Source organism: Micromonospora sp. NPDC003241, assembly GCF_053589795.1.
Genome location: NZ_JBSFSO010000006.1, coordinates 119,485 through 142,563 on the forward strand (window position 1 = coordinate 119,485; position 23,079 = coordinate 142,563).

The window sequence follows — 23,079 nt, forward strand, 5'->3', positions numbered from 1 at the left end:
ACCCTTCCTATACACCAGGCGTTAGTAGGGGACCCCTCCTTACACAAGGACGCTCAGCGCGACGAAGACGCCCGGACGGCCACCCGGTCCAGCACCAGCCCCACCAACTCCGGCGCGTCGGTCAGCGGCGCCGCCACCGCGACCGCGCCGGCCTCCCGCGCCGCCGCCGCCACCGCGTCGTGGAACAACCCGGGCGCCAGGAAGTACGCGGCCACCGCGACCCGCCGCGCGCCGCGCGTACGCAACCGGGCCACCGCCGCACCGACGGCCGGTGGTGCCGCCGAGGCGTACGAGACCCGAGCCGGGGTGCCGAGGGTCACACCGAGCGCGTTGGCCACCCGGCCGACCGAGGCACGGGCGGACGCGTCCCGGGTACCCGCCGCCGCCAGCACCACTGCGTCGAATTCTCCCGGTTCCGCCTCGTCCAGTCGCCGGACCAGCCCGGCGAGCAGTGAGCGGTCCACGTGGTGGCCGACCGGACCGAGCACGTCGGTGACCGTCACCGCGATCGACGGGCCGGATTCCTGGGCGGCCGCCACCGCTGCCGGGATGTCCACCCGCCGGTGGTACGCGGCGGTCAGCAACAGCGGCACCAGGACCGCCCGGGTGTGCCCGGCGGCGGCCAGCCCGCGCAGCGCCTCGGTCGGACCGGGCTCGGTGTGGTCCAGCCAGCTCGCCAGCACCGGCGTGCCGGGCCGGGCGGCCGACACCGCCCGCGCCAGCGCCCGGGTGGCCTCGGCGGCCCGGGGATCGCGACTGCCGTGGGCGACCAGGAGCAACGGGTCCCGCCCCGACCCTGATGGGCCGGGGCGGGTCGGGCCGTCGTCGGTGTCCGCCGCCTCGGTCAGAGGTGCAGTCCGCACTCGGTCTTCTCGAACATGGCCCAGCGGCCGGCGCGCGGGTCCTCTCCGGTCGAGGTCCGGCGGGTGCACGGCCAGCAGCCGATCGAGCCGTAGCCGCGCCGGAACAGCTCGTTGACCGGCACCTTCCAGCGCGCGATGTACGCGTCGACGTCCGCCTGACTCCAGGCCGCGATCGGGTTGACCTTCACCCGGCCCCGACGCGGGTCGAACGCCACCACCGGCGTGTTGGCCCGGGTCGGCGACTCGTCGCGGCGCAGTCCGGCGGCCCACGCCTCGTAGCCGGCCAGTGCCCGCTCCAGCGGCTCCACCTTGCGCAACCGGCAGCACTCGTCCGGTGACCGGTTGAACAGTCGTGGCCCGTACTCGCCGTCCTGCTGACCGACGGTGAGCCGGGGCCGGATCGACCGGACGTTCACCGGCAGGGTGCGGGCGACCTCGTCGCGGACGGCGAGGGTCTCCGGGAAGTGCAGGCCGGTGTCGAGGAAGACCACGTCCACCCCGGGTGCCACCCGGGAGACGAGGTGGGCGAGCACCGCGTCCGCCATCGAACTGGTCACGCAGAACCGGTCGCCGAAGGTCTCCGCGGCCCACCGGGCGATCTCCAGGGCGGGCGCGCCCTCCAGCTCCCGGCCCGCCCGGTCGGCCAGTTCCCGCAACTGCTCGGGGCTGCGTCGGGTCGGATCGGCCGGTGCGGCGACCGGGGCGGGTGCGGTGTCGACAAGTCCCAGACCGGCGGCGGAGATCAGCGCGCTCATCGCCGCACCGCCTGGGGAAGCAGGCCGGTGAAGCGGACCGTGAACACCCGGGCGCAGCCATGGCACTCCCAGGCGCCGTGCCCGGTCTCGCTCGGCCGCAGGTCCTCCTCACCGCAGTACGGGCAGTACAACGGCGCGGCACGGGTCTCGCTGCTCATCGCGTCACCTCGCTCATCGCAGTAGTTCCTCGTCGGCCCTGACGACCCAGTTGGCGAACGTCTCGTTCTCGGTCCGGCCGTCCAGGTAGCGCCGGGCGAGCCGTTCGACGTACTCGGGAAGCTCGTCGGCGGTGGTCTTGAGACCGCGCAGCTTGCGCCCGAACCCGGCGGTCTGGCCCTCGGCCATGCCCAGCCCGCCGCCGAGGTGTACCTGGTAGCCCTCGACCTGCTGGCCGTCCGGCCCGGTCACCAGTTGTCCCTTGAGCCCGATGTCGGCGACCTGGGTGCGGGCGCAGGCGTTCGGGCAGCCGTTGATGTGGATGGAGATGTCCGTGTCGAAGTCGCGCAGCCGCTGCTCCAGGCGGGCCACCAGTTCCTCGCCGCGCGCCTTGGTCTCGACGATGGCGAGCTTGCAGTACTCGATGCCGGTGCAGGCCATGGTGCCGCGCCGCCAGCTCGACGGGTGGGCTTCCAGACCGATCCCACGCAGCGCGGTGACCAGCGAGTCGGTCCGCTCCGGCGGGACGTCGAGGACCAGCAGTTTCTGGTACGGGGTGAGGCTGATCCGGCCGCTGCCGTGCGCCTCGACGACGTCGGCGAGCTGGGCGAGCTGGGTGCCGGAGACCCGCCCGACCACCGGGGTGGCACCGACGTAGTTGCGACCGTCCCGCTGGGCGTGCACGCCGATGTGGTCGACCGGCCGTTCCGGCAGCTCCGGGGCCGGGCCGTCGAGCAGCGTCCGGCCGAGGTACTCCTTCTCCAGCACCTCGCGGAACTTGGTGACGCCCCAGTCGGCCACCAGGAACTTCAACCGGGCGCGGTGGCGCAGCCGGCGGTACCCGTAGTCGCGGAAGATGCCGACCACACCGACCCAGACGTCCGGCACCTCGTTGAGCGGCACCCAGACGCCGAGCCGCTGGGCGAGCATCGGGTTGGTGGAGAGCCCGCCGCCGACCCAGAGGTCGAAGCCGGGGCCGTGCTCGGGGTGGTCGACGCCGAGGAACGCGATGTCGTTGGCCTGGTACGGGGTGTCCACCAGCCAGGAGATCGACGACTTGAACTTACGGGGCAGGTTGGAGTACGCCGGGTCGCCGACGTACCGCCGGACGATCTCGTCGATCGCCGGGGTGGCGTCGATCCGCTCGTTCGCGGCGACGCCCGCGACCGGGCTGCCCAGCACGATGCGGGGGCAGTCGCCGCACGCCTCGGTGGTCTGCAGGCCGACGGCCTCCAGCCGCCGCCAGATCTCGGGCATGTCCTCGACCCGGATCCAGTGGTACTGGATGTTCTGCCGGTCGGTGATGTCGGCGGTGTCGCGGGCGAACTCCCGGGAGATCTCCGCGATGGTGCGCAGCTGGGCCAGGTCGAGCTGGCCGCCGTCCACCCGCACCCGGAGCATGAAGTACTCGTCCTCCAGCTCGTGCGGCTCCAGCACGGCGGTACGTCCGCCGTCGATGCCCGCCTTGCGCTGGGTGTAGAGGCCCCACCAGCGGAACCGACCACGCAGGTCCGCCGGGTCGATCGAGGCGAAGCCCCCGTGTGCGTAGATGTTCTCGATCCGGTCCCGCACGTTGAGCGGGTTGTCGTCCTTCTTGCTGCGCTCGTTGGGGTTGAGCGGCTCGCGGTATCCGAGCGCCCACTGGCCCTCGCCGCGGGGGCGGCGGGGAGCCCGCGCGGGGCGCGCCGTGGGGTCCCCGGGTCGGGCCGGAATCTCGCTGACCGCCATCGCGGCGTCCTCCGTTGTCTGCTGTGCCTCGGGGGAGTACGCGGACGCGCTCGGCTCCCGGAAAGGGGGCCGTGGACGGCGATGTCAGGAACGGCCGGCGCGCCAGGTGCCCGAGGCAGGGTGGTCGGGCGTCGTCAGTGGGCCGGACAGATGGCGCTGCGTACGCGGCCGTAATCGACGTGGCGGCGAGCCACGAAGCGGCGCACGACGGCGGCAGTCATGAACGTCATGTTGCCACACCGGGTATGGGCTGGCCAATGACTGCGTGCCGCATCCCACATCACGGGCGGTCGCTGCCGCCACTCGGAGCGCGATCATGTGGCAGGCTCGCAATGTGGGTGATTTGTCCGATAGGTCGGTACCGGCCGCCGGAACCGGCGTCCGGCTCAGCGGCCTACGCCTGCGCGCGCTGCCGGTGTGGCTGCTCCCGGCGGGTCTGACGCTGCTGGTGACGCTGGCCGGGCTGGACTCCGCCCAGCCGTGGCGGGACGAGTTGGCCACCTGGAGCGCCGCCACCCGGCCGGCCACCGACCTGCTCCGGCTGAGCGGCACCATCGACGCCGCCGCCGCGCCCTACTACCTACTCGTACACGCCTGGACCGCGGTGGCCGGGGACTCGGTGGCCGCGCTGCGCCTGCCGTCCGCACTGGCCATGGCCGTCGCCGCCGGCCTGACCGCCGCGCTCGGTCGGCGGCTCTGGGACGCCCGCGTCGGCACCCTCGCGGGGCTGCTGTTCGCGGTCCTGCCCAGCACCTCCCGCTACGGCCAGGAGGCCCGCCCGTACGCGCTGGCCACCGCCCTCGCCGTGCTGAGCACCCTGCTGCTCGTCGACGCGCTGCACCGTCCCGGTCCCCGCCGCTGGGCCGGGTACGCCGTGGCGACCGCCGCCCTCGGGCTCACCCACCTGGTCGCGCTCACCCTGCTCGCCGCGCACGCCGTCGCGGTGCTCACCGCCGCACCCCGCACCGCGTCACCGGGCGCCACCGCACCGCCCGCCGCCCCGGAGCCCCCGGACCGGCCACCCACCCCGGGCACCGCAGCACCGGGCACCGCAGCACCGGGCACCGCAGCACCGGGCACGGCCGACCCGGCGTCAGCGGGCCGGGCACCGGCCCCGGACCTCAGCCCCGCGACCGGAGGCGGCACCGGGGCCGGCGAGGGGCGGCGGCGGTTCCGGCGGCGGGTGGTGTGGGGGTGGGCGTTCGCGTTGGTGCCGGTGTTCACGGCGGTCGCCCCGTTGGCGCTGCGGGCCCGGGGACAGCGGGCCCGACAACTGGACTGGGTGGACGCCGCCCGGCCCGGGGACCTGGCGGCGCTGCCCGGTGGGGTGGTGCAGAGCGGGGTGGTCGGCGGCCTCCTGGTCGGGCTCGCCGCCCTCGGTACGGTCCGGGCCGGTCGGCGGGCGCTGCTGCCGGCCAGTTGCGTGCTGCTTCCCGTGCTGCTGCTCTTCGTCGCCGGATCCGTGGTCCCGCTCTGGGTACCCCGCTACCTGGTCTTCGTGGTGCCGTTCGGCTGCCTGCTGGCCGGTGCGGCACTGCGTACCGTCCGGGCACCCGGTGCGCTCGCCGTGGTGGCTCTGGCCGGGTTGCTCGGCCTGCCGGACCAGGCCGCCCTGCGGCGTACCCACGAGTGGCCGCGCAGCGCCACGGTCGACTACGCGGGCGCGGCCCGGATCGTGGCCGACGACCTGCGCCCCGACGACGCGGTCGTCTACTCGCCCCGGGAGAGCTGGCTCTTCCTCGACCTGGGGCTGCGCTACCACCTCGGCGAGCGGACGCCCCGGGACGTGCTGGCGGTGGTGGACCCGCAGCGCCGGGGCGACCTGTGGGCCGCCGAGTGCGACCGGCCGACGGAGTGCCTGGCCGGGGTGGACCGGGTCTGGCTGGTGGTCGCGGGCCGACCCGCCGACCCGCTGGCCGCCGTTCCCGGTGCCAAGGGCGACGCGCTGCGGACCGGCTACACCGTCACCCAGGTCTGGCCCCGCCCCGGCCTCACCGTCGCGCTGCTCACCGCCGACGGCCGCTGACGCCCACCGTCAGGTGCCGGGGCGTTCGGGGGCGCTGCGGGCCAGCGGGACGATCAGGACCGCCTCGGTGCCGCCCTCGGCACCGGGCCGCAGTTCGATGCTGCCCCGTAGTTCCCCGGTGACCAGCGCCCGCACGATCTGCAGGCCGAGCTTGCTCCCGCCGGAGGCGTCGAAATCGTCCGGCAGCCCCCGACCGTTGTCGGCGACCGTGACGTGCAGCATCTTGCGGGCCCGGTGCGCCGACACCACCACCTCGGGCGCGTCGACGCCGGGCTGGCCCGGCGGCTCCGGCTCGACTCCGTCCTCGTCCTCGGCCTCACCGGCCGAGGGGAAGCCGTGCTCGACGGCGTTGAGCAGCAGTTCGTTGAGCACCATCACCATCGAGGTGGCGATCTCGGCCGGCAGGACTCCGAAGCTGCCGGTACGCCGCATCCCGACGCTCACCTCGGTCGCCGCCACCTCGGTCGCCGCACTGGCCACCCGGTCGACGATCCCGTCGAACTCGACCGCCTCGTCACTGGACATGGAGAGTGTCTCGTGCACCAACGCGATCGAGGCGACCCGGCGTACCGACTCCTCCAGGGCGACCCGCGCCTCCGGTATGCCGACCCGGCGGGCCTGGAGGCGCAGCAGCGCCGCGACGGTCTGCAGGTTGTTCTTCACCCGGTGGTGGATCTCGCGGATGGTGGCGTCCTTGGTGATCAGGGCGCGGTCCCGGCGGCGTACCTCGGTGATGTCCCGGACCAGGACCAGCGCGCCGATCGGCACACCGGCGGGCATCAGCGGCAGGGCCCGGGTGAGCATGGTCGCGCCGCGTGCGTCGATCTCGCGCCGGGGCGGCGCCTCGCCGCGCAGCGCGGCGAGGATGCCGTTGCCGGCCTCGGTCCCCTCCAGCGGGTCGTTGGCCAGCCGGCGGTGCAGCGCCGCGAGATCCTCGCCCACCAGGTGGGAGGCGTAGCCCAGCCGGCGGTACGCCGACTGCGCGTTCGGACTGGCGTAGGTGACCTTGCCACCGGCGTCCACCCGGACCAGGCCGTCGCCGACCCGGGGCGCCGAGGTGGTCTCGCCGGGATGCCGAGGCGGCGGGAACGTGCCGTCGGCGATCATCTGCGCCAGGTCGTCGGCGGTGGTCAGGTAGTTCAGTTCGAGCTGGCTGGGGGTACGGGCGGTGGACAGGTTGGTGTCCCGGCCCACCACGGCGATCACCTCGTCGGACTCCCCGTCGGCGGCCCGCAGCCGGACCGGGATCGCCTCGTGTCGGGCGGGTACGTCGCCGTACCAGACCGGGTCGCCCTCCCGCCAGATCCGGCCCTGCCCGTAGGCGACCTCCAGGTGCGCCACCTCCGGTCCGCCGACGATGCGTCCCACCTGGTCGTCCTGGTACGCGGTGGGCGCGGTGGTCGGGCGGACCTGGGCCACGCAGAGGAAGCTCCCCTCGCCGTCCACCGGCACCCAGAGCAGCAGGTCGGCGAAGGACAGGTCGGACAGCAACTGCCAGTCACCGGCGATGCGGTGCAGGTGGTCGATGTCGGCCGGACGCAGACGGGTGTGCTCCTCGGCGAGATCACGCAGCGTTGACACGCCGACCAGCGTGCCACGCCGAGGGTCACATCGTCGCGGTGACCTTCTTCAGGCCCCGTGGCGCGTCCGGGTCCTCGCCCCGGGTCAGCGCGAGCGCCAGCGCCAACCGTTGCAGCGGCAGGATGTCCAGCAGCGGGGCGTAGCGCTCGTCGACCTCGGGCACGCCGAGCCGGGTGGCCCCCTCGACCTCGGCGGAGCCGACCACGACCACGTCGGCGCGGCGCTCGCCGAGCCGGGGCAGCACCTCGCGCATCGCCTGACCGCCCGGCCCGGAGCCGACCACGGCCAGCACCGGCACGTCCGGGTCGGTCATGGCGAGTGGGCCGTGCAGTAGGTCGGCGCCGGAGAAGGACAACGCCGGTAGGTACGACGTCTCCATCAGCTTGAGCGCGGCCTCCCGGGCGGTCGGGTACGCGTACCCCCGGCCGGTGGTGACCAGTTGACCGGCGAAGCGGTAGCGGGGCGCGAGCTGGGTCGCGGTCGGGTCGGCGAGGGTGCGGGCGGCCAGTTCCGGCAGCGCGGCCAGGGCCCGGCGCTCGTCGTCCGGCAGTGTGCCGTCGCCGGCCCGGATCCCCTCGACCAGCAGGAGCAGGGCGAGCAGCTCCGCGGTGTACGTCTTGGTGGCCGCCACCGCCCGCTCGTGCCCGGCGGCGATGTCGACGGAGAGTTCGGCGGTCCGGGCCAGCGGGGAGTCCGGCGCGTTGGTGACCGCGAGGGTCAGGGCGCCGGAGTCCCGGGCGCTCCGGAGCACCTCGGCCAGGTCGGGCGAGCCGCCGCTCTGGCTGACGCCGACCACCAGGGCGTCGGAGAGGTCCGGCCGGGCGCCGAAGAGGGTGACGGCGCTGGGCGAGGCGAGCCCGGCCGGCAGGCCGAGACGGATCTCGGCGAGGTACGCCCCGTAGAGCGCGGCGTGGTCGGAGGTGCCGCGCGCGGTGAACACCACGTGCCGTGGGCGGCGCTCGGCGATGGCGGCGGCGACCCGGGCGATCGGTGCGGAGTAGTCGGCGGAGAGCAGTCGCTCGTAACCGGCCGGCTGCTCGTCGATGTCGGCGGCCATGCCGCTTCCTGGGCGCGTCACACGAACTCCTCCCCTGCGCGGTCGCCGCGCGTTTGATGCTCAGTCTTGCAGGTTTCTTCACGTATCAGCAACCGAACGCGCAGTACTGCGCAGTGGATCACCAAAACTGGGTGGCGTCACCTACGCTGACCCGACCTCACCGCGCAACCCGTACCTACCACCGAGAGGACCACGTGGCCGAGGGAACCGACGATCGGGCGTTGCCGGCGACGGAGGAACTGGCCCTGGCCCGGCGGGCCCTGGACTCCGGCGACCTGGCACACGCCGCTGACCATGTCGCGGCCGCGCTGGCCCGGGCGCCGACGCTGCCCGAGGTGCACGAGACCCTGGCCCGGCTGGCCGCCGTCGGCGGCGACGACGCGGTGGACCTCTTCCCCCTGCAACACCACACCTTCATCGGCGCGGTCGTCGCCCGGGCACACCTGCTCGCCGCCGCCGGGCGTCCCGCCGAAGGGCTCGACCTGCTGGTCGCCGCCACCGCGCACGCACCCGGCGCGGACTGGGCCGGCGTCCCCTGGGTCACCTCACCCGAACTGGCCGAACGCCTCGGCCCGGACCAGGCGGCCCGGGTCCTGATGCAGGTCTGCGCCGCCGCACCCGATCCGGTGCCGGCATCCGATCGGGCCGCGCTGGCGGCCTATCTGACGCTGGCCCGCAACGCGGTCACCGTCCACCCCGAACACGGGCTGCTGCTCGGCACGGCCTCCGCGCTGGCCCGACGGGTCGGCGAGGTGCCGCTCGCGGTCCGCTGGGCCGCCCGGGGCGTACGCGCGGCGCCGTCCAAGATCGGTGAGGTCTGGCTCGGGTACGCGTTGCGCAGCGCGGGCCGGACCCGGGAGGCGCTCGCCGCGCTGCGCCGCGCCGTCGACCACGATCCCGACGACCTCGCCGTGTACGCCGACATCGCCGGCACGCTGGCCGACCACGGCCGGCTGGACGAGGCGCTGGTCTGGATCGAGCGCGCGTTGGTCCGCAACCCGTCCTTCGACTGCGCGGTGCACACCGCCCACCGGCTGCGCTTCCAGCGCGACGGCGACGTACGCCACCTGGTCGCGCTGGCCGACTTCGTCCGCGACCACCCGGACGACTCGCACGAGCACGGTGACCTCGCCGAGTGCTGCCGGGGCCGACCCTGGTTGGGACAGGTGACACCGGTCGGCTCCCGTCCCGGTGCGGAGGAGGCGGACGAGACACCGTCCCCGCCGTCGGCGGACGCGGCCCGACGACTGCAACACCTCGCCCACCCCGCCTGGCCGCACCCACCGGCCGCGTACGACACGGCGGTCGGGCTGGCCACGCTCGACCTGCCGGATCTGCTCGGCCTGCTGGCCCACCCGCCGGAGGCCCCGCCGACGGCGTTGGGCCGGGTGCTCGCCGGGCAGGACCCCGCGCTCTGGGTGCGCTGTGTGCAGGTGTGGGCCTGCCTCGGCCTGCTGCACCACCGCACCGACGAGCCGTGGGCCGCCTCGACGCGTCGGCGGGTGCTCACCGAGTTGGCCGACACCGAGGAGGTCGCCGAGGCGGCCCTGTTCGCGCTGGTCACCGCCGCCTGGGTGGACCCGTCGGTCCGGCCCGACGTGGCCGGGCTGGTCGCCGCCCGACTGGCCACGGTGGCCGAGGCGACCCGGGAGGGCCCGGTGCCGACGGCCGCCTCCCTGGCCCACCTGGCGTTGGCCACCCCGGATCTCGACCCCGACAGCGTCACCCTGGCGCGGTCCCTGGCCGGCGCACCCGGCGGCGGGCACCGCTCTCCGCTCCGCGTCCTGCTGAGCCGGCTGCTGCGCCCGTTCCGTCCCCGCCTGGCCGGCCCACCCTGATCCACGCACCTCGCGCTCACGGCTGTTCAGCGCATCTCGCGCTCACGGCTGTAAGGAGGGGTCCCCTGCTATGCACGAGGCGTTAGCAGGGGACCCCTCCTTACCTCCGATCCTTACGCCGGGTTGCGGGCCAGGGCGGTCTCGGCCTGCTCCTCGGGAGTGCCGGTCGGTTCGTTGCTGGTGCGCAGCGGGATCTCCCGGATGAACCAGGCCAGCACCGGCACCAGTACGGCGAAGAGCACCGCCCACAGGAAGACGTGCGAGATCGCGTCGGCCAGCCCACCAAGCACCGCCTCGCGGGCCTGTGCCGGCAGGTCCCGGAGCTGGTCGATGTTCATCGCCGCCCCGGCCTCGCCACCGCCGCCGAAGGCACCACCGGCGGCGGTGCCGGCGAGCCGGTTGGCGAAGATCGCGCCGAACAGCGAGATGCCGAACGAGCCGCCGATGGAACGGAAGAAGGTGGCCGCGCCGCTGGCCGCGCCGAGGTCCTTCTGCTCCACGCTGTTCTGCGCGATCAGCATCGACGTCTGCATGAGGAAGCCCATGCCGACGCCGAGCACGATCATGTAGAGCGACGACTGGAGCTTGCTGGTGTGCACGTCCAGCAGGCTCAGCAGGGCGAGCCCGACGGCCATCACCGCGCCGCCGACGATCGGATAGATCCGGTAGCGACCGGTCCGGGTGATGGCCCGGCCGACGACCAGCGAGACCACCAGCATGCCGAACATCAGCGGCAGCAGGAGCAGACCCGAGTTGGTGGCCGAGGCGCCCTGCACGGTCTGCTGATAGAGCGGCAGGAAGTTCATCGCACCGAACATCGCGAAGCCGAGCAGGAAGCCGATCGTGGAGATCAGGGCGAAGTTCCGGTTGGCGAACAGGCCCAGCGGCAGGATCGGCTCGGGGGCCCGCCGCTCGACGAACCCGAAGGCCACCAGCGCAGCGAGCGCCAGGGCGGCGAGGCCGAGGATCTGCGGGGAGCGCCACGCGTACTCGTTGCCGCCCCACGTGGTGATCAACACGATCGCGGTGATGCCGACCGACAGCAGCGCGGCGCCGAGCCAGTCGATCCGGTGCTCGGTGCGGTACCGGGGCAGGCGCAGGGTGGCGATCAGCAGCACCAGCGCCACCCCGCCGAGCGGCAGGTTCACATAGAACGCCCAGCGCCAGGAGAGGTGGTCGGTGATGAAACCGCCGACCAGCGGTCCGGCGACCATGGCGATGGCCATGATGCCGGCGATCATGCCCTGGTACCGGCCGCGCTCGCGGGGCGGGACCAGGTCGCCGATGATCGCCATCACACCGACCATCAGGCCACCGGCGCCGAGGCCCTGCACCGCGCGGAAGGCGATGAGCTGGACCATGCCGTCGTCGGGTCCGCCGAGCATCGACGAGCCGGCCATGCCGCAGAGCGCGGAGCCGAGCAGGAAGAGCACCACGGCGGTGAGGAAGACGTTCTTGCGGCCGTACAGGTCGCCGAGCTTGCCCCAGATCGGGGTGGAGACGGTGGTGCCCAGCACGTACGCGGTGACCACCCAGGTGAAGTGGTTGAGCCCACCGAACTCGCCGACGATGCGGGGCAGTGCGGTGCTGACGATCATGTTGTCGAGCATCGCCAGCATCATGGCGATCATCAGCCCGAACAGGACGAGTCGAATGTTGGGTCGCACGGCGGCCTGTTGTTGTGAGGCCATCGGTAAGCTCTCCCCCCGAGACGTGACGCACTTACTTGCCGACCGGCTAGCTACCTTACTAGCCGGACGGTAAGTTGGACAGCAGATGACGGTCAACTGGATTAGGTGGTGCAGGTGAGCCAGAGCACAGGCGGCACCCGGGAGCGGATCAAGGCCGTCGCGCTGGAACTCTTCACCGAGCAGGGCTACGAGGCGACCTCGCTGCGTGAGGTCGCCGAACGACTCGGCGTGACCAAGGCCGCCCTCTACTACCACTTCAAGAGCAAGGACGAGATCGTCACCAGCGTCGTCGAGGACCGGCTGGGCCGGATGGACACGCTGATCTCGTGGGGCGAGGCCCAACCGGACACGCTGGCCACCCGCCAGGCGCTGATCGAGCGGTACGCCGACGCGATGTTCGGCGGCGAACAGCCCTCGGTGATGCGCTTCTTCGAGCAGAACCAGACGGCCCTGAAGAATCTCTCCGCCGGCCGGGACATGCGGGAGCGGATGTTCCGGCTGGCCTCCGTGCTCTGCCGGGGCGACGACAGCGCCGGTGCCCAGCTCCGCGCCGTGCTGGCCCTGTTCGCGGTGCACAGCAGTTGGTTCGCCGTACGCATGCCGGAGATCACCGACGCCGACCGCAAGCGGGTGGCCTTGGAGGTCGCCTACGAACTGCTCGCCGCGATCGCCGCGCAGTCGGATTCCTCTGCCGAAGCCACCCCCGCCACAGAGTGATCGACCACGCACCGACGATCACTACACTGAGCCGATGCCCCTCGCCGCCCTGGCCCTCGTCGTGCTGCTCGCCCTCCTCGCGACCTTCCAGATCACGCTCGCGCTCGGTGCACCGCTCGGCCGGTTCGCCTGGGGTGGCGGGCACGAGGTGCTGCCCCGCCCGCTCCGGCTCGGCAGCGCGGTGTCAGTCGTCGTGTACGCGGTCATCGCCGTGATCGCCCTCGATCGTGCGGGACTGATCGACGTGCTCGCCGGATCGGTCGCGCGCATCGCGATGTGGGTCGTGGTCGGGTATACGGCGCTGTCCATCGTGCCGAACGCGCTCTCCAGGAGCCGCTCGGAGCGGGCCGTGATGGTGCCGGTCTCGATGGCACTCACCGCACTCGGCCTACTCGTCGCGATCGGCTGAGCCGTACCCGGTGTCGTCGTGGCCCGGCGGTGCCGCAGTGAGAGCCAGGCGCAGGGCGAGCAGGTCGACGCCGGGCAACGGCGACCAGTCCTGCTCCGGTACGCGGACGAAGCCCCGCCGCTGATAGAGCCGGTGGGCGGGCTCGGCGTGGCCGGCGCGTACGCAGATGGCCAACGCGGTGCAGCCCCGCTCGGTCGCCTCCGCCACGCACGCCTCGACCAGTGCGGCACCGACACCCCGACCCTGTGTGGCCGGATCGACCGCGAGCATCCGGAACTCCGCCTCGTCCGGCCGGCACATCTCGGCGTACCTGCTACCGGGCAGGACGAAGGTGACCGTGCCGAGCACCTGGCCGGTGGCGGAGTCGACGGCGACCAGGATCCGGCCGTGCGCGGCCCGACCACTGACGTCGGCCAGCACCTCGGCGTAGCCGTGCTCGCCCTTCAACTGGCCGTCGGCCTCGTACGCCGCGACGGTCAGCCGGGCCACCGCGGCGAAGTCGGCCGGCGCGGCCGGTCGGACCAGGACGCCGGTCAACCGATCACCGCGATCAGGTCACCGTCCTGCACCACGTCGCCCTCGTTGACCGCGAGCTGCTGGACGACGCCGTCGGACTCGGCGATCACCGGGATCTCCATCTTCATCGACTCCAGGATCACCAGGGTGTCCCCCTCGGACACGGTGTCCCCGGTCGACGCGACGACCTTCCAGACGTTCGCCACCATCTCGGCGCGGATCTCCTCGGCCATCTCCCGGCCCCTTCTCTCGCGACTGCCTGCGCCACATCCAATCACGTGACGGTCGTCCCCGGGCGGCGAGCAGCAGCCCCGGCCGGGGGGCGTCGACGCCGACCGCACTAGCATCAACGGGTCGGACCCTGGCTCCGGGAGGGCCGGTTGCGTGCCCCGGGGGTCGAGGTCGCGCGCAGGCGATCATCACGAGGAGGTCAGTATGGCGAAGAAGGCCCGCAAGAAGAAGGCCCGGAAGAAGAGCGCCGCCAACCACGGCAAGCGCCCCAACTCCTGACGACGGCGCTCCGGTCCCGCCGGACCGGACAGCGAGACGCCGGTGGCCCGTACGGGCCACCGGCGTCGTCGTCTCCGGCGCGCCGACGCGTCAGTCGGCCAGTTCGCGGGACTCGGTGCTCTCGAAGACCACGATCTCGCTGAGGCGTACCCGCAGTCGCTCGCGCAGTTCGTCCGGCGCGGACTCGTTGCCGCAGCACCGGGCCACCAGCGCCTTCACCTCCTGCTCGATGCCGTACTCCCGCAGGCAGGGCCCGCATTCGTCGAGGTGGTGACGGATCCGGGAACGCCGTTCCTGGGCGCACTCCAGATCGAGGTAGAGGTAGACCTCGGCGAGGACCTCGCGGCAGTCCGTCTCGTGCGGCTCTCCACAGCTCACGTCACACCTCCCGGCCGGTGGCAGCGGAACTCCGGGCCGACGACGGCGCGGCGGAGAAGCCGCGCTCCGCGGCGTAGCCCTCGAGCAGCTTGCGCAGATTGCGACGACCGCGGTGCAACCGCGACATCACGGTGCCGATCGGCGTACCCATGATGTCGGCGACCTCCTTGTAGGAGAACCCCTCGACGTCGGTCAGGTACACCGCCAGCCGGAACTCCTCCGGCAACTGCTGGAGGGCCTCCTTGACGTCGCTGTCGGGCAGCCGGTCGAGCGCCTCCGTCTCGGCCGAGCGCAACCCGCTTGAGGTGTGCGACTCGGCCTCGGCGAGCTGCCAGTCGGTGATCTCGTCGGTGGGCGCCTGCACCGGCTGCCGCTGCCGCTTCCGGTAGGAGTTGATGTAGGTGTTGGTCAGGATCCGATACAACCAGGCCTTCAGGTTCGTGCCCTGTTCGAACTGGTGGAAGGCCGCGTACGCCTTCAGGTAGGTCTCCTGGACCAGGTCCTCGGCATCCGCCGGGTTACGCGTCATTCGCAGGCCGGCCGCGTACAGCTGATCGACGAATGGCATCGCGTCCCGCTCGAACCGGGCCCTGCGCTCGTCCGTCTTCTCGGTGGTCAACCGCACATCCCCTCGGGTCGGATGCTTCCCCGCCGAGGATACGCGCACGGACCTGCCGGGAGATTCGGTTCCGACGGGTGTGCCCGTCGCCACCTCGGCCGGTGACACCGTCGCCGGCCAGTCCGGGCCCGCCAGCAACTGCCGTAGCTGCCGCGCGTCCCGCTCGTCGCGTTCCCGGTTCCGGATCTCGGTCGGCACCGGTCACCCCCTCGCACAGTGGTCATCCGAGGGGTTCAACACCCACCGCAGGCCAGGGCATTCCGGATCCGACTCCCGATCCTGGTCCCGGCCGCGCGGATCACACGGCTGGGACCAGGAAGGGCCTGGGAGCCCGGTGTGACCGTCCGGAACGGGCGGGCGACACCATCGGATGCAACGACCCGGCGCGGCCACCGGAAACGGCGCGGACCCGGCAGGCGCCGTCGACTGCCGCCTCGGAGTCGACCGGACGGCAGACGATCAGGACCGCACCCAGCCGTGCCCGCGCAGCCAGTCGATCACCAGCGCCGCCGTCCCGGGTGGGTCGCCGCGCAGGTCGTGACGCTGGCCCGGCCGGATCACCACGCGGACGTCCGGCCCCGGCTCGGGCACCCCGAACGGGTCCCGGTCGCCGTTGACCACCAGCGTCGGCACCCCGGTGGCCAGCTCGGCAGCCCGGCTGCGCTCCGGGCGACCGGGTGGATGCAGCGGGAAGGCGAGCGCGACCACCCCGGCGGCGCCCACGCCACGCGCCGTCCGGCAGGCCACCCGCGCGCCGCTGGAGCGACCCCCCACCACCACCGGTACGCCCGGATGGCGCTCGCGGAGCACGGTCGACACGGCGGTCCACGCCGTGTCGAGGTGTCCGGCCGGGGCCGGGGCACGCCGACCGGCCACCCGGTAGGGCTGCGTCACCCGGGCCACGACCAGCCCGACGGCCACCGCCGCGTCGCGCAGCGCGAGCAGGTCCGGCGCGTCGACCCCGCCACCCGCCCCGTGCCCGAGCAGCAGCAGCGCGCCGGCCGGGCCGGTCGGCTGGTCGGTGTCCACCCGCGCCGGGCCGTGCGGGGTCTCGATGAGGTCGTCGTGCGGCACGGCTCCATTCTGCGGGCCGCCGACTGCCCGCCGCCGACGGCCAGGCCGATGGCGGCACGCATTGCCGTCCACGCCGCCGACCGCACCCGGCCGTGGACATGTCGCGTCGACCGCAGTCGCAGTGCTGCGTGATCTGGCGCGGTGATCTGGCGTGATTGCCGGCACCGGGGCGGGACGACCACGTCGACGACGTACCGTCCGGCCCCGGACCGGCTTCTCCGATCAGCTCAGCGGCACCAGGGTGAGCAGCCGGTCGCGGACCGGCGGACCGGCCTCGCTGGCCGCGTCCGGGTCCGGTTGGACCTCGTCACGCCAGGCCACCAGCATCGCCCGCCGCTCGCGGGGCGTGGTGCCGCCCCACACGCCGTGGCAGTCGCCCACCTCCAGCGCCCAGGCCAGACAGGAGCCCTGCACGTCACAGCTGTTGCAGAGCGCCACCGCCGCGTCGGCCGGCTCGTTCGGCGCCGGAAAGAACGTCTCCGGATCGACGCTCTGACATGTCCCCCTGGTGCGCCAGGCTTCGTCCTGTCGCCGCTCACGCAGCGCTTTCAACAGTCGTGGATCACGCCGTGCGGCGGCCACCTCGTGCGGACGGGGCATACGCGCCCGTGTCATCCACCCACCTCCCCCGTGGGACCAGCAATATCGATGAGCATCGTTCACCCGACGTGAACGACACCCACCACCGGCGCTGTGTTCTATCGCATTTACCGGCACGGGGACAAGGGTCTGCCGGGAAGTTGGCAGAAACAGCCCGGCACCTTTCACCCGCAACTGCGGCAAATCACTCCCGACAATATGAGGGTGCAATCAGAACAGGGTCGCCTCTTCCGGCCCGGTCGGGGCCGACAGCGGCACCCGGGCGGTCAACCGGGGGCCGTCGTTGCGCACGTCGCCGACCGCCGGACCCACCGGGCGCACCTCCAGCCCGGCCAGCCACTCGGGTGACGGCGGGACGAGCAGCTCGGTCGGCTCGCCGCCCCCGCCCAGCCAGGTCGCCCAGCGCTCCGGCGGCAGCAGCAACGGCATCCGGTCGTGCACCTCGGCTAGCTCCCCCAGGGCCTCGGTGGTCACCACGCTGCAGGTCAGCAGCGGGTCGTCGGGCCCGCCCCAGACCGACCAGATACCGGCGAAGGCGAGCACCGACCCGTCGCGCGGGGTCAGGTAGAACGCCTGCTTCGTGCCGTCCGACCGACGGACCCACTCGTACCAGCCGTCGGCCGGGACCAGGGCCCGACGACGGGCGAAGGACGGCGCGTACGCCCGGCTGGTGGCGACCGTCTCGGCGCGAGCGTTGATCATGCGCGCGGCGCCTGCGGGCGACCGGGACCACGGCGGCACCAACCCCCAGCGGGCCAGACAGAGCACCCGGTGCCCCTCGGAGCTGACCCGCACCACCGGCACCGGATCGGTCGGCGCCACGTTGTAGTCGACCACCAGGTCGCCACCGGTCTCGTCGGCGGACTCGAACAGCCCGCTCAGGTCACCGGAGCTCCGGGTCGTGGCGTACCTCCCGCACATGCCGGACACGCTAGCGCGCCACCGGCCCGCCCGGCTGTCCCGTTCACCGGGAGTGGGCAACGGCGAGGTCCGCCGACGCCCCGCACACGGCAGAATGGAACCGTGGGGAACCTGACCGCGACCCGGCCGCTACAGCCGTGGACCGCCCCGACGGCCAGCGATCCGGTGTCGGCGTCGCTGCGCCTGCCCGGGTCCAAGTCGATGACCAACCGTGCCCTGGTGCTCAGCGCGCTGGCCACCGGCCCCTCGACACTGGCCGCGCCGCTGCGCGCCCGCGATACCGAGTTGATGGCCGGCGGGCTGCGGGCGATGGGCGCGCACGTGTCGATCGCCGACGACGAGCGCTGGCTGGTCCGGCCGCATCCGCTGGCCGGTCCGGCCCACGTCGACGTCGGCCTGGCCGGCACGATCATGCGGTTCGTACCTCCGATCGCCGGGCTGGCCGACGGCCGGGTCACCTTCGACGGCGACCCGCACGCCCGCACCCGGCCGTTGGGTCCGCTGATCGAGGCGCTGCGCTCGCTCGGCGTCCGGATCGACACCACCGGTCCGGGCAGCCTGCCGCTGGCGGTCCTCGGCACCGGCCGGGTGACCGGCGGCGAGGTGGTGATCGACGCCTCCGCCTCCAGCCAGCTCGTGTCCGGCCTGCTGCTGGCGGCCCCGCGCTTCGACCGGGGCCTGGTGGTACGCCACGTCGGCCCGCCGGTGCCCTCCGCGCCCCACCTGCGGATGACCGTGCAGATGCTGCGCTCGGCCGGCGCGGCGGTGGACGACAGCACGCCCGACGTGTGGGTGGTCGAGCCGGGCCCGCTGACCGGACGCGGCTGGCAGATCGAGCCCGACCTCTCCGGTGCGGTGCCGTTCTTCGCCGCCGCGATGGTCACCGGCGGCGAGGTGACGCTGCAGGGCTGGCCCGGCAGCAGCGTGCAGCCGGTGGACCGGCTCCGCTCGCTGTTGCAGCAGATGGGTGCGGAGGTCGCGCTCACCACCGAGGGGCTCACCGTACGCGGCACCGGGGCGGTCCACGGGCTGCGCGCCGACCTCTCGGACGTCAGCGAGCTGACCCCGGCCCTGACCGCGCTGGCGATGCTGGCCGACTCCCCGTCGGTGTTCACCGGTGTCGAGCACATCCGGGGGCACGAGACCGACCGGCTGGCGGCGTTGGCCCGGGAGTTCGCCGCGCTGGGCGCCGACGTCACCGAGGCGTCCGACGGGCTGGAGATCCGTCCCCGGCCGCTGCGGGGCGGGGTGTTCCACACCTACGACGACCACCGGATGGCGCACGCCGCGGCGATCACCGGCCTGGCCGTCCCGGGCGTCGAGTTGAACGACGTGGCGTGCACCTCGAAGACCATGCCCGAGTTTCCGGCACTATGGTCGGCGATGGTGACCGGCAAGAGCTGACCGACGACGGAGGAGCGGACCTGGCGACCAGGCGACGCGAGTACGACGAGGACGACGTCCGGGTGCGGCCCGGCAAGTCCTCGCGTCCGCGTACCCGCACCCGCCCCCGGCACGCCGACGCCCAGGACGGTTTCGTCATCGCGGTGGACCGGGGCCGCTACACCTGCGTGCTGGCCGGAGCCGGGCCCGACGACCCCACCGTCACCGCGATGCGCGCCCGCGAGCTGGGGCGCAAGTCGGTGGTGGTCGGCGATCGGGTGGCCCTGGTCGGTGACGTCTCCGGCGCGGACGGTGCGCTGGCCCGCATCGTCCGGATCGCGCCCCGACACTCCGTGCTGCGGCGGACCGCCGAGGACGACGCCAGCACCGCCGAGGGGCGGCTGGAACGGGTGGTCGTCGCCAACGCCGACCAGCTCGTGATCGTCAGCGCGCTGGCCGACCCGCCGCCGCGTACCGGGTTCATCGACCGCTGCCTGGTGGCCGCGTACGACGCGGACATCGAGCCGCTGCTCTGCCTGACCAAGGCCGACCTGGCCGGCCCCGAGGCGGTGCTCGACTACTACACCGAGCTGGAACTGCCGTACGTGCTGATCCGGCCGGACTCGTCGCTGGACGCCCTGCGCGGCCTGCTCGCCGGTCGGGTGTCGGTGCTCGTCGGGCACTCCGGGGTGGGCAAGTCGACGCTGGTCAACCGACTGGTCCCGGAGGCCGACCGGGCGGTCGGCGTGGTCAGCGCGATCGGCCGGGGGCGGCACACCTCGACCAGCGCGGTGGCGTTGCGGCTACCCGCCCTGCCGGACGTGTCGGACGACCCGGGCTGGATCGTGGACACGCCGGGCGTCCGCAGCTTCGGGCTGGCGCACGTCTCGGCCGAGAGCCTGCTGCACGGTTTCCCCGACCTGGTCGAGGCCACCGTCGACTGCCCGGTCAACTGTCCGCACACCGCCGACGAGGCCGACTGCGCGCTGGACGCCTGGGTGGCGCAGGGGCGGGCGGATCCACGTCGGCTGGCCTCGTACCGCCGGTTGCTGGCCTCCCGGGCCGGTGACCTGGAGCCGCGCGGCGAGGCCGAGCCGCGCGGGCACCCCTGAGCCGCGCCGAGGCCACCGCGGCCCGGCGGGAAGGCCCGGGGTCGGCGTCGCTACCGTGTCCGGCATGACCGGGTACGCCGACGACCTCGCTCTCGCCCACCGGCTCGCCGACGCCGCCGACGCCATCTCGGTGGCCCGGTTCCGCGCGCTCGACCTGCGGGTGGAGGCGAAGCCCGACCTCACCCCCGTCTCCGACGCGGACACCGCCGTGGAGCGCGCGATCCGTGCCCTGCTGGCCGCGCACCGGCCGGACGACGGGCTGCTCGGCGAGGAGTACGGCGCGTCGCCGGCCGCCGGCACCCGGCAGTGGGTGGTGGACCCGATCGACGGCACCAAGAACTTCGTCCGGGGAGTGCCCGTCTGGGCCACCCTGATCGCGTTGCTGGAGGACGGCCGACCGGTCGCCGGGCTGGTCTCCGCACCGGCCCTGGGCCGCCGCTGGTGGGCGGCGACCGGCATCGGCGCGTACGCGGGCCCGGACGCCGCCTCGGGCGAGCCGATCCGGGTCTCCGCCGTGACGGCGCTGGCCGACGCGAGCTTCTGCTACTCCTCCCTCAGCGGCTGGGAGGAGGCCGGTCGACTGGAGCCGATGCTCCAGCTGATGCGCGACACCTGGCGCAGTCGCGCCTACGGCGACTTCTACGGTTACATGCTGCTGGCCGAGGGCGCACTGGACGTCATGGTCGAACCCGAGCTGTCGCTCTGGGACGTGGCCGCATTGGTACCCATCGTGACCGAGGCGGGGGGTGTCTTCACCGATCTGGCCGGTCGACCGGCCCCTGCCGGGGGCGAAAACAGCGCGGTGGCCAGCAACGGAGCACTGCACGCAGACATCCTCGGCAGGCTCGGTCGGCCCGCCGCGCACTGACGTCGGGTTACCTCTATCCTCGCCAGGTGGCTACCTCGGGTTGGTGTTTTCTCGCGGCGATGATCGTCGCGTACGGCGTTGCCAACCTGTTGCAGTCGGTCGCCGCGGCCCGCACCACAGTGCAGCACACCTTCGATCCCGGTCTGCTGCTGCGCCTGGCCGGACACCGCGCCTACCTGGTCGGCCTGGTCTGCCAGGTGGGTGGTTTCGTGCTCGCCTTCCTGGCCCGCCGGGACCTGCCGTTGTTCCTGGTGCAGGCCAGCGTGGCGGCCGGGCTCGGGGTCACCGCGATCCTCGGTGTGCTGGTGCTGAAGTGGCGGCTGCCGGTCGCCGAGGTGGTGCTGCTGCTCCTGCTCTTCGCCGGGATCACCGCGCTGGTGCTCTCCGCCCGGCCGGCACAGTCCAAGCCCCTCGGCACCGCCGGCATGATCGCCCTGCTGGTGACGCTCGGCGTGATCGCGGTGCTGGGCTTCTTCGCGGTCCGGCTACGCGGTGCCCCCGGCTCGGTGGCGCTCGGCTCGCTGGCCGGGCTGGCCTTCTCCGCCGCCGCGGTCGCCGCCCGCCCGCTCGCCTCCGCACCGACCTGGGACGCGTTCCTCGCCGACCCGCTGCTCTATCTGCTGGTCGGTCACTCCGTGGTCGGGCAGTTGCTGCTCGGCCTGGCCATGCAGCGCGGCTCCACCACGGCAGCGGTGGCCGCGATGGACGCCGCCGGGGCGGTCCCCGCCGCGATCATCGGACTGCTGCTGCTCAACGACAAGATCTGGCCCGGCCGGGAGTGGTTGGCCGGAGTCGGATTCCTGGTCACCCTCGCCTCGGTCATCGGCCTGACCCGGTACGCCGAGCCCCAGCACCACCACGCCGTCGCCCAGGAGACCTCGCGGGCGGTCGTCGCCGGCAAGCCACTGATCGGGCCACAGCCCACCGGGTCCCGTGTGGGCGGCACGGCGAGCCCGCTGCCGCAGCCGGCCGCCCAGCTCTCCCAGGCCGCCTCCGGGTCGCCTCAGGCCGCCTCGACGGGCTTACGCCGGCCGACCACCCGCTCGTAGAGCCGTTCCAGGGCGGAGGCTGTCCGCTCCCACGTGTAGCTGCACCGGACCCGGTCCACCGCCGCGTGCCCGTACGCGAACCGGCCCGCGTTGTCGGTGAGCACCCGACGCAGCGTCATCCCCAGCGTCCGGACGTCGCCCGGCGACACCAGCTTGCCGGTCACCTCGTCCACCACCGCGTCGGCGATACCGCCCATCGCGTAGCCGACCACCGGCACCCCGCAGGCCATCGCCTCCAGCGACACCCGTCCGGCCGACGAGTAGTGCGGTGTGCAGGCGACCACGTCGGCCGAGCGGTACCAGGTGGCCATCTGCTCGTGCGGCACGGCGCCCACCAGGTGCACCTGCTCCCCCACGCCGATCCGCTCGGCCAGTTCCCGCAGCCGACGGGCCTCGGTGTGCTGCGCCAGCCCCTCGGCCGGCGGACCACCGGCGATCACCAGTTCCGCGTCGCCCACCAGGCGCATCGCGCGGATCAGGTCGTCCTGCCCGTGGCCTCGGGAGAGCCCGCCGACGGAGAGGATCCGGGGGCGCTGGTCCCGGGGTGCCGCCTCGCCGTCGGGGTGGAACCGGTCGATGTCCACTCCGGTCGGCACCATCGCCACCGAGCTGCGTTGCAGACCCATCCGGGTCAGCTCGTCGACCTCGTCGTTGCACTGAGCGACCGCCATGTCCACCGCCCGGGTCAGCGCCCGTTCCAGCGGGATGCGGGTGCCCGGCCCGTCGTACTGCGAACCGAGGTGGCGTAGCTGCTCCATGCCGAGGGAGTGGAACGTCTGCACCACCGGGATGTCGGTCTCCCGGACCGCCTGCGCGGCGGCCAGGCCACCGACCCAGTAGTGGCCGTGCACCACCTCCGGCGTCCAGCCGCCGGACCACCGGTCGGCCAGCCACTGACCGAACGCCGGCACGTGCGGCACCAGCTCGGCGGTGGGGATCGGGGTGATCGGTCCCACCGGGGCCCGCTCCAGCCGGTACCCGTCGACGAGGTCGCTCTCGGCGACCTCCGGATCGTCCCGTCGGGTGTAGACCCGGACGTCGTGGCCTCTGCCCGCCAGTTCGGCGGCGACCCGTGCGATGTGCTGGTAGGTGCCGACGACGTTACCGTCGCCGGACGGCGGCGAAGCGGCGTGGGCGCAGACGAGGCCGACGCGCATGGGTCACCTCCATGCGGATGGGGCGGTGGTCTCCGGTCAGAGCGTCCCATTAACCGGGCTCCGACGAGCCG

Annotated in this window: 24 protein-coding genes; 9 read left to right on the forward strand and 15 right to left on the reverse strand. The window is 73.3% G+C overall.

Annotation, left to right across the window (positions count from 1 at the left end):
* Positions 1-53: 53 nt before the first annotated feature.
* From ACWDVW_RS07305 to ACWDVW_RS07320, 4 genes are all read right to left on the reverse strand, one after another.
* Entirely contained in the window at positions 54-779 is a 726-nt protein-coding gene (locus ACWDVW_RS07305; protein WP_449945901.1) for a sirohydrochlorin chelatase, read from the reverse strand.
* Positions 780-844: 65 nt separating this feature from the next.
* Complete coding sequence (locus ACWDVW_RS07310) at positions 845-1,618, reverse strand: phosphoadenylyl-sulfate reductase (protein ID WP_396744412.1); 774 nt, start codon at positions 1,616-1,618, stop codon at positions 845-847.
* Positions 1,615-1,776, reverse strand: coding sequence for a hypothetical protein (locus ACWDVW_RS07315; RefSeq protein ID WP_162854390.1), 162 nt, complete (start codon positions 1,774-1,776; stop codon positions 1,615-1,617). The genes ACWDVW_RS07310 and ACWDVW_RS07315 overlap by 4 nt, the downstream gene beginning before the upstream one ends.
* A gap of 13 nt (positions 1,777-1,789) precedes the next feature.
* Positions 1,790-3,502, reverse strand: coding sequence for a nitrite/sulfite reductase (locus tag ACWDVW_RS07320; protein ID WP_449945748.1), 1,713 nt, complete (start codon positions 3,500-3,502; stop codon positions 1,790-1,792).
* Between the two features lie 334 nt (positions 3,503-3,836).
* Here ACWDVW_RS07320 and ACWDVW_RS07325 point away from each other — a divergent pair, with 334 nt between their 5' ends.
* Complete coding sequence (locus ACWDVW_RS07325) at positions 3,837-5,528, forward strand: glycosyltransferase family 39 protein (protein WP_449945903.1); 1,692 nt, start codon at positions 3,837-3,839, stop codon at positions 5,526-5,528.
* A 9-nt stretch (positions 5,529-5,537) separates the two neighbouring features.
* Here the strand turns inward: ACWDVW_RS07325 and ACWDVW_RS07330 are convergent, their stop codons facing one another.
* Both ACWDVW_RS07330 and ACWDVW_RS07335 read right to left on the reverse strand, forming a co-directional pair.
* A complete protein-coding gene (locus ACWDVW_RS07330; RefSeq protein WP_449945750.1) occupies positions 5,538-7,109 on the reverse strand; it encodes a sensor histidine kinase in 1,572 nt (523 codons plus the stop codon).
* Positions 7,110-7,134: 25 nt separating this feature from the next.
* Positions 7,135-8,166: an SIS domain-containing protein gene (locus ACWDVW_RS07335; protein ID WP_449945905.1), complete on the reverse strand. Its 1,032-nt coding sequence runs from the start codon at positions 8,164-8,166 to the stop codon at positions 7,135-7,137.
* A 194-nt stretch (positions 8,167-8,360) separates the two neighbouring features.
* Between ACWDVW_RS07335 and ACWDVW_RS07340 the strand changes: the two genes are divergently transcribed.
* On the forward strand, positions 8,361-10,004 hold the full coding sequence (locus tag ACWDVW_RS07340) for a tetratricopeptide repeat protein (RefSeq protein WP_449945752.1): 1,644 nt from the start codon (positions 8,361-8,363) through the stop codon (positions 10,002-10,004).
* 113 nt (positions 10,005-10,117) lie between these two features.
* On the opposite strand, the gene ACWDVW_RS07345 is transcribed toward ACWDVW_RS07340, so the two are convergent.
* On the reverse strand, positions 10,118-11,695 hold the full coding sequence (locus tag ACWDVW_RS07345) for an MDR family MFS transporter (RefSeq protein ID WP_449945754.1): 1,578 nt from the start codon (positions 11,693-11,695) through the stop codon (positions 10,118-10,120).
* Between the two features lie 108 nt (positions 11,696-11,803).
* Between ACWDVW_RS07345 and ACWDVW_RS07350 the strand changes: the two genes are divergently transcribed.
* On the forward strand, positions 11,804-12,412 hold the full coding sequence (locus ACWDVW_RS07350) for a TetR/AcrR family transcriptional regulator (protein WP_449945907.1): 609 nt from the start codon (positions 11,804-11,806) through the stop codon (positions 12,410-12,412).
* A gap of 34 nt (positions 12,413-12,446) precedes the next feature.
* The gene (locus ACWDVW_RS07355) at positions 12,447-12,821 is read left to right on the forward strand and encodes a hypothetical protein (protein WP_449945756.1); all 375 of its coding nucleotides are present in this window, start codon (positions 12,447-12,449) and stop codon (positions 12,819-12,821) included.
* Here ACWDVW_RS07355 and ACWDVW_RS07360 read toward each other — a convergent pair.
* Positions 12,801-13,358, reverse strand: a complete 558-nt coding sequence (locus tag ACWDVW_RS07360) for a GNAT family N-acetyltransferase (protein ID WP_449945758.1) — start codon at positions 13,356-13,358, stop codon at positions 12,801-12,803. The two genes, ACWDVW_RS07355 and ACWDVW_RS07360, sit on opposite strands and share 21 nt — an antisense overlap.
* Complete coding sequence (locus tag ACWDVW_RS07365; protein ID WP_139582225.1) at positions 13,355-13,570, reverse strand: biotin/lipoyl-binding carrier protein; 216 nt, start codon at positions 13,568-13,570, stop codon at positions 13,355-13,357. The genes ACWDVW_RS07360 and ACWDVW_RS07365 overlap by 4 nt, the downstream gene beginning before the upstream one ends.
* Before the next feature lie 202 nt (positions 13,571-13,772).
* On the opposite strand from ACWDVW_RS07365, the gene ACWDVW_RS07370 reads away from it, so the two are divergent.
* Positions 13,773-13,847 carry a 50S ribosomal protein bL37 gene (locus tag ACWDVW_RS07370; protein WP_370461611.1) on the forward strand — a complete coding sequence of 25 codons (75 nt, stop codon included), beginning with the start codon at positions 13,773-13,775 and terminating at the stop codon, positions 13,845-13,847.
* Between the two features lie 90 nt (positions 13,848-13,937).
* On the opposite strand, the gene rsrA is transcribed toward ACWDVW_RS07370, so the two are convergent.
* The 5 genes from rsrA to ACWDVW_RS07395 all read right to left on the reverse strand — a co-directional run bounded on the left by rsrA (position 13,938) and on the right by ACWDVW_RS07395 (position 17,439).
* The gene (rsrA, locus tag ACWDVW_RS07375; RefSeq protein WP_396744389.1) at positions 13,938-14,225 is read right to left on the reverse strand and encodes a mycothiol system anti-sigma-R factor; all 288 of its coding nucleotides are present in this window, start codon (positions 14,223-14,225) and stop codon (positions 13,938-13,940) included.
* 1 nt (position 14,226) lies between these two features.
* A complete protein-coding gene (locus tag ACWDVW_RS07380) occupies positions 14,227-15,042 on the reverse strand; it encodes a sigma-70 family RNA polymerase sigma factor (protein ID WP_350692578.1) in 816 nt (271 codons plus the stop codon).
* A gap of 261 nt (positions 15,043-15,303) precedes the next feature.
* On the reverse strand, positions 15,304-15,918 hold the full coding sequence (locus ACWDVW_RS07385) for an alpha/beta hydrolase family protein (RefSeq protein WP_449945761.1): 615 nt from the start codon (positions 15,916-15,918) through the stop codon (positions 15,304-15,306).
* Positions 15,919-16,140: 222 nt separating this feature from the next.
* Positions 16,141-16,533, reverse strand: coding sequence for a WhiB family transcriptional regulator (locus ACWDVW_RS07390; protein ID WP_350692582.1), 393 nt, complete (start codon positions 16,531-16,533; stop codon positions 16,141-16,143).
* A 195-nt stretch (positions 16,534-16,728) separates the two neighbouring features.
* Positions 16,729-17,439 (reverse strand): SOS response-associated peptidase, encoded by a 711-nt coding sequence (locus ACWDVW_RS07395; protein ID WP_449945763.1) that lies wholly within the window; start codon positions 17,437-17,439, stop codon positions 16,729-16,731.
* Between the two features lie 102 nt (positions 17,440-17,541).
* On the opposite strand from ACWDVW_RS07395, the gene aroA reads away from it, so the two are divergent.
* The 4 genes from aroA to ACWDVW_RS07415 all read left to right on the forward strand — a co-directional run bounded on the left by aroA (position 17,542) and on the right by ACWDVW_RS07415 (position 21,851).
* A complete protein-coding gene (gene aroA / locus ACWDVW_RS07400) occupies positions 17,542-18,843 on the forward strand; it encodes a 3-phosphoshikimate 1-carboxyvinyltransferase (RefSeq protein WP_449945764.1) in 1,302 nt (433 codons plus the stop codon).
* The gene (rsgA, locus tag ACWDVW_RS07405; protein ID WP_449945766.1) at positions 18,813-19,934 is read left to right on the forward strand and encodes a ribosome small subunit-dependent GTPase A; all 1,122 of its coding nucleotides are present in this window, start codon (positions 18,813-18,815) and stop codon (positions 19,932-19,934) included. The genes aroA and rsgA overlap by 31 nt, the downstream gene beginning before the upstream one ends.
* A gap of 64 nt (positions 19,935-19,998) precedes the next feature.
* The gene (gene hisN, locus ACWDVW_RS07410; RefSeq protein ID WP_449945768.1) at positions 19,999-20,802 is read left to right on the forward strand and encodes a histidinol-phosphatase; all 804 of its coding nucleotides are present in this window, start codon (positions 19,999-20,001) and stop codon (positions 20,800-20,802) included.
* 59 nt (positions 20,803-20,861) lie between these two features.
* Complete coding sequence (locus ACWDVW_RS07415; protein WP_449945909.1) at positions 20,862-21,851, forward strand: hypothetical protein; 990 nt, start codon at positions 20,862-20,864, stop codon at positions 21,849-21,851.
* On the opposite strand, the gene ACWDVW_RS07420 is transcribed toward ACWDVW_RS07415, so the two are convergent.
* Positions 21,806-23,008, reverse strand: a complete 1,203-nt coding sequence (locus ACWDVW_RS07420; RefSeq protein WP_449945770.1) for a glycosyltransferase — start codon at positions 23,006-23,008, stop codon at positions 21,806-21,808. The genes ACWDVW_RS07415 and ACWDVW_RS07420 overlap by 46 nt on opposite strands.
* Between the last annotated feature and the right edge of the window lie 71 nt (positions 23,009-23,079).

Coding starts and splice junctions, on each gene's coding strand:
- ACWDVW_RS07415 (WP_449945909.1), top strand. CDS start 20,862: ATGATCGTCGCGTACGGCGTTGCCAACCTGTTGCAGTCGGTCGCCGCG.
- ACWDVW_RS07310 (WP_396744412.1), bottom strand. CDS start 1,618: ATGAGCGCGCTGATCTCCGCCGCCGGTCTGGGACTTGTCGACACCGCA.
- ACWDVW_RS07390 (WP_350692582.1), bottom strand. CDS start 16,533: ATGACACGGGCGCGTATGCCCCGTCCGCACGAGGTGGCCGCCGCACGG.
- ACWDVW_RS07365 (WP_139582225.1), bottom strand. CDS start 13,570: ATGGCCGAGGAGATCCGCGCCGAGATGGTGGCGAACGTCTGGAAGGTC.
- ACWDVW_RS07420 (WP_449945770.1), bottom strand. CDS start 23,008: ATGCGCGTCGGCCTCGTCTGCGCCCACGCCGCTTCGCCGCCGTCCGGC.
- ACWDVW_RS07315 (WP_162854390.1), bottom strand. CDS start 1,776: ATGAGCAGCGAGACCCGTGCCGCGCCGTTGTACTGCCCGTACTGCGGT.
- hisN (WP_449945768.1), top strand. CDS start 19,999: ATGACCGGGTACGCCGACGACCTCGCTCTCGCCCACCGGCTCGCCGAC.
- ACWDVW_RS07345 (WP_449945754.1), bottom strand. CDS start 11,695: ATGGCCTCACAACAACAGGCCGCCGTGCGACCCAACATTCGACTCGTC.
- rsgA (WP_449945766.1), top strand. CDS start 18,813: ATGGTCGGCGATGGTGACCGGCAAGAGCTGACCGACGACGGAGGAGCG.
- ACWDVW_RS07355 (WP_449945756.1), top strand. CDS start 12,447: ATGCCCCTCGCCGCCCTGGCCCTCGTCGTGCTGCTCGCCCTCCTCGCG.
- ACWDVW_RS07335 (WP_449945905.1), bottom strand. CDS start 8,166: ATGGCCGCCGACATCGACGAGCAGCCGGCCGGTTACGAGCGACTGCTC.
- ACWDVW_RS07320 (WP_449945748.1), bottom strand. CDS start 3,502: ATGGCGGTCAGCGAGATTCCGGCCCGACCCGGGGACCCCACGGCGCGC.
- ACWDVW_RS07395 (WP_449945763.1), bottom strand. CDS start 17,439: ATGTGCGGGAGGTACGCCACGACCCGGAGCTCCGGTGACCTGAGCGGG.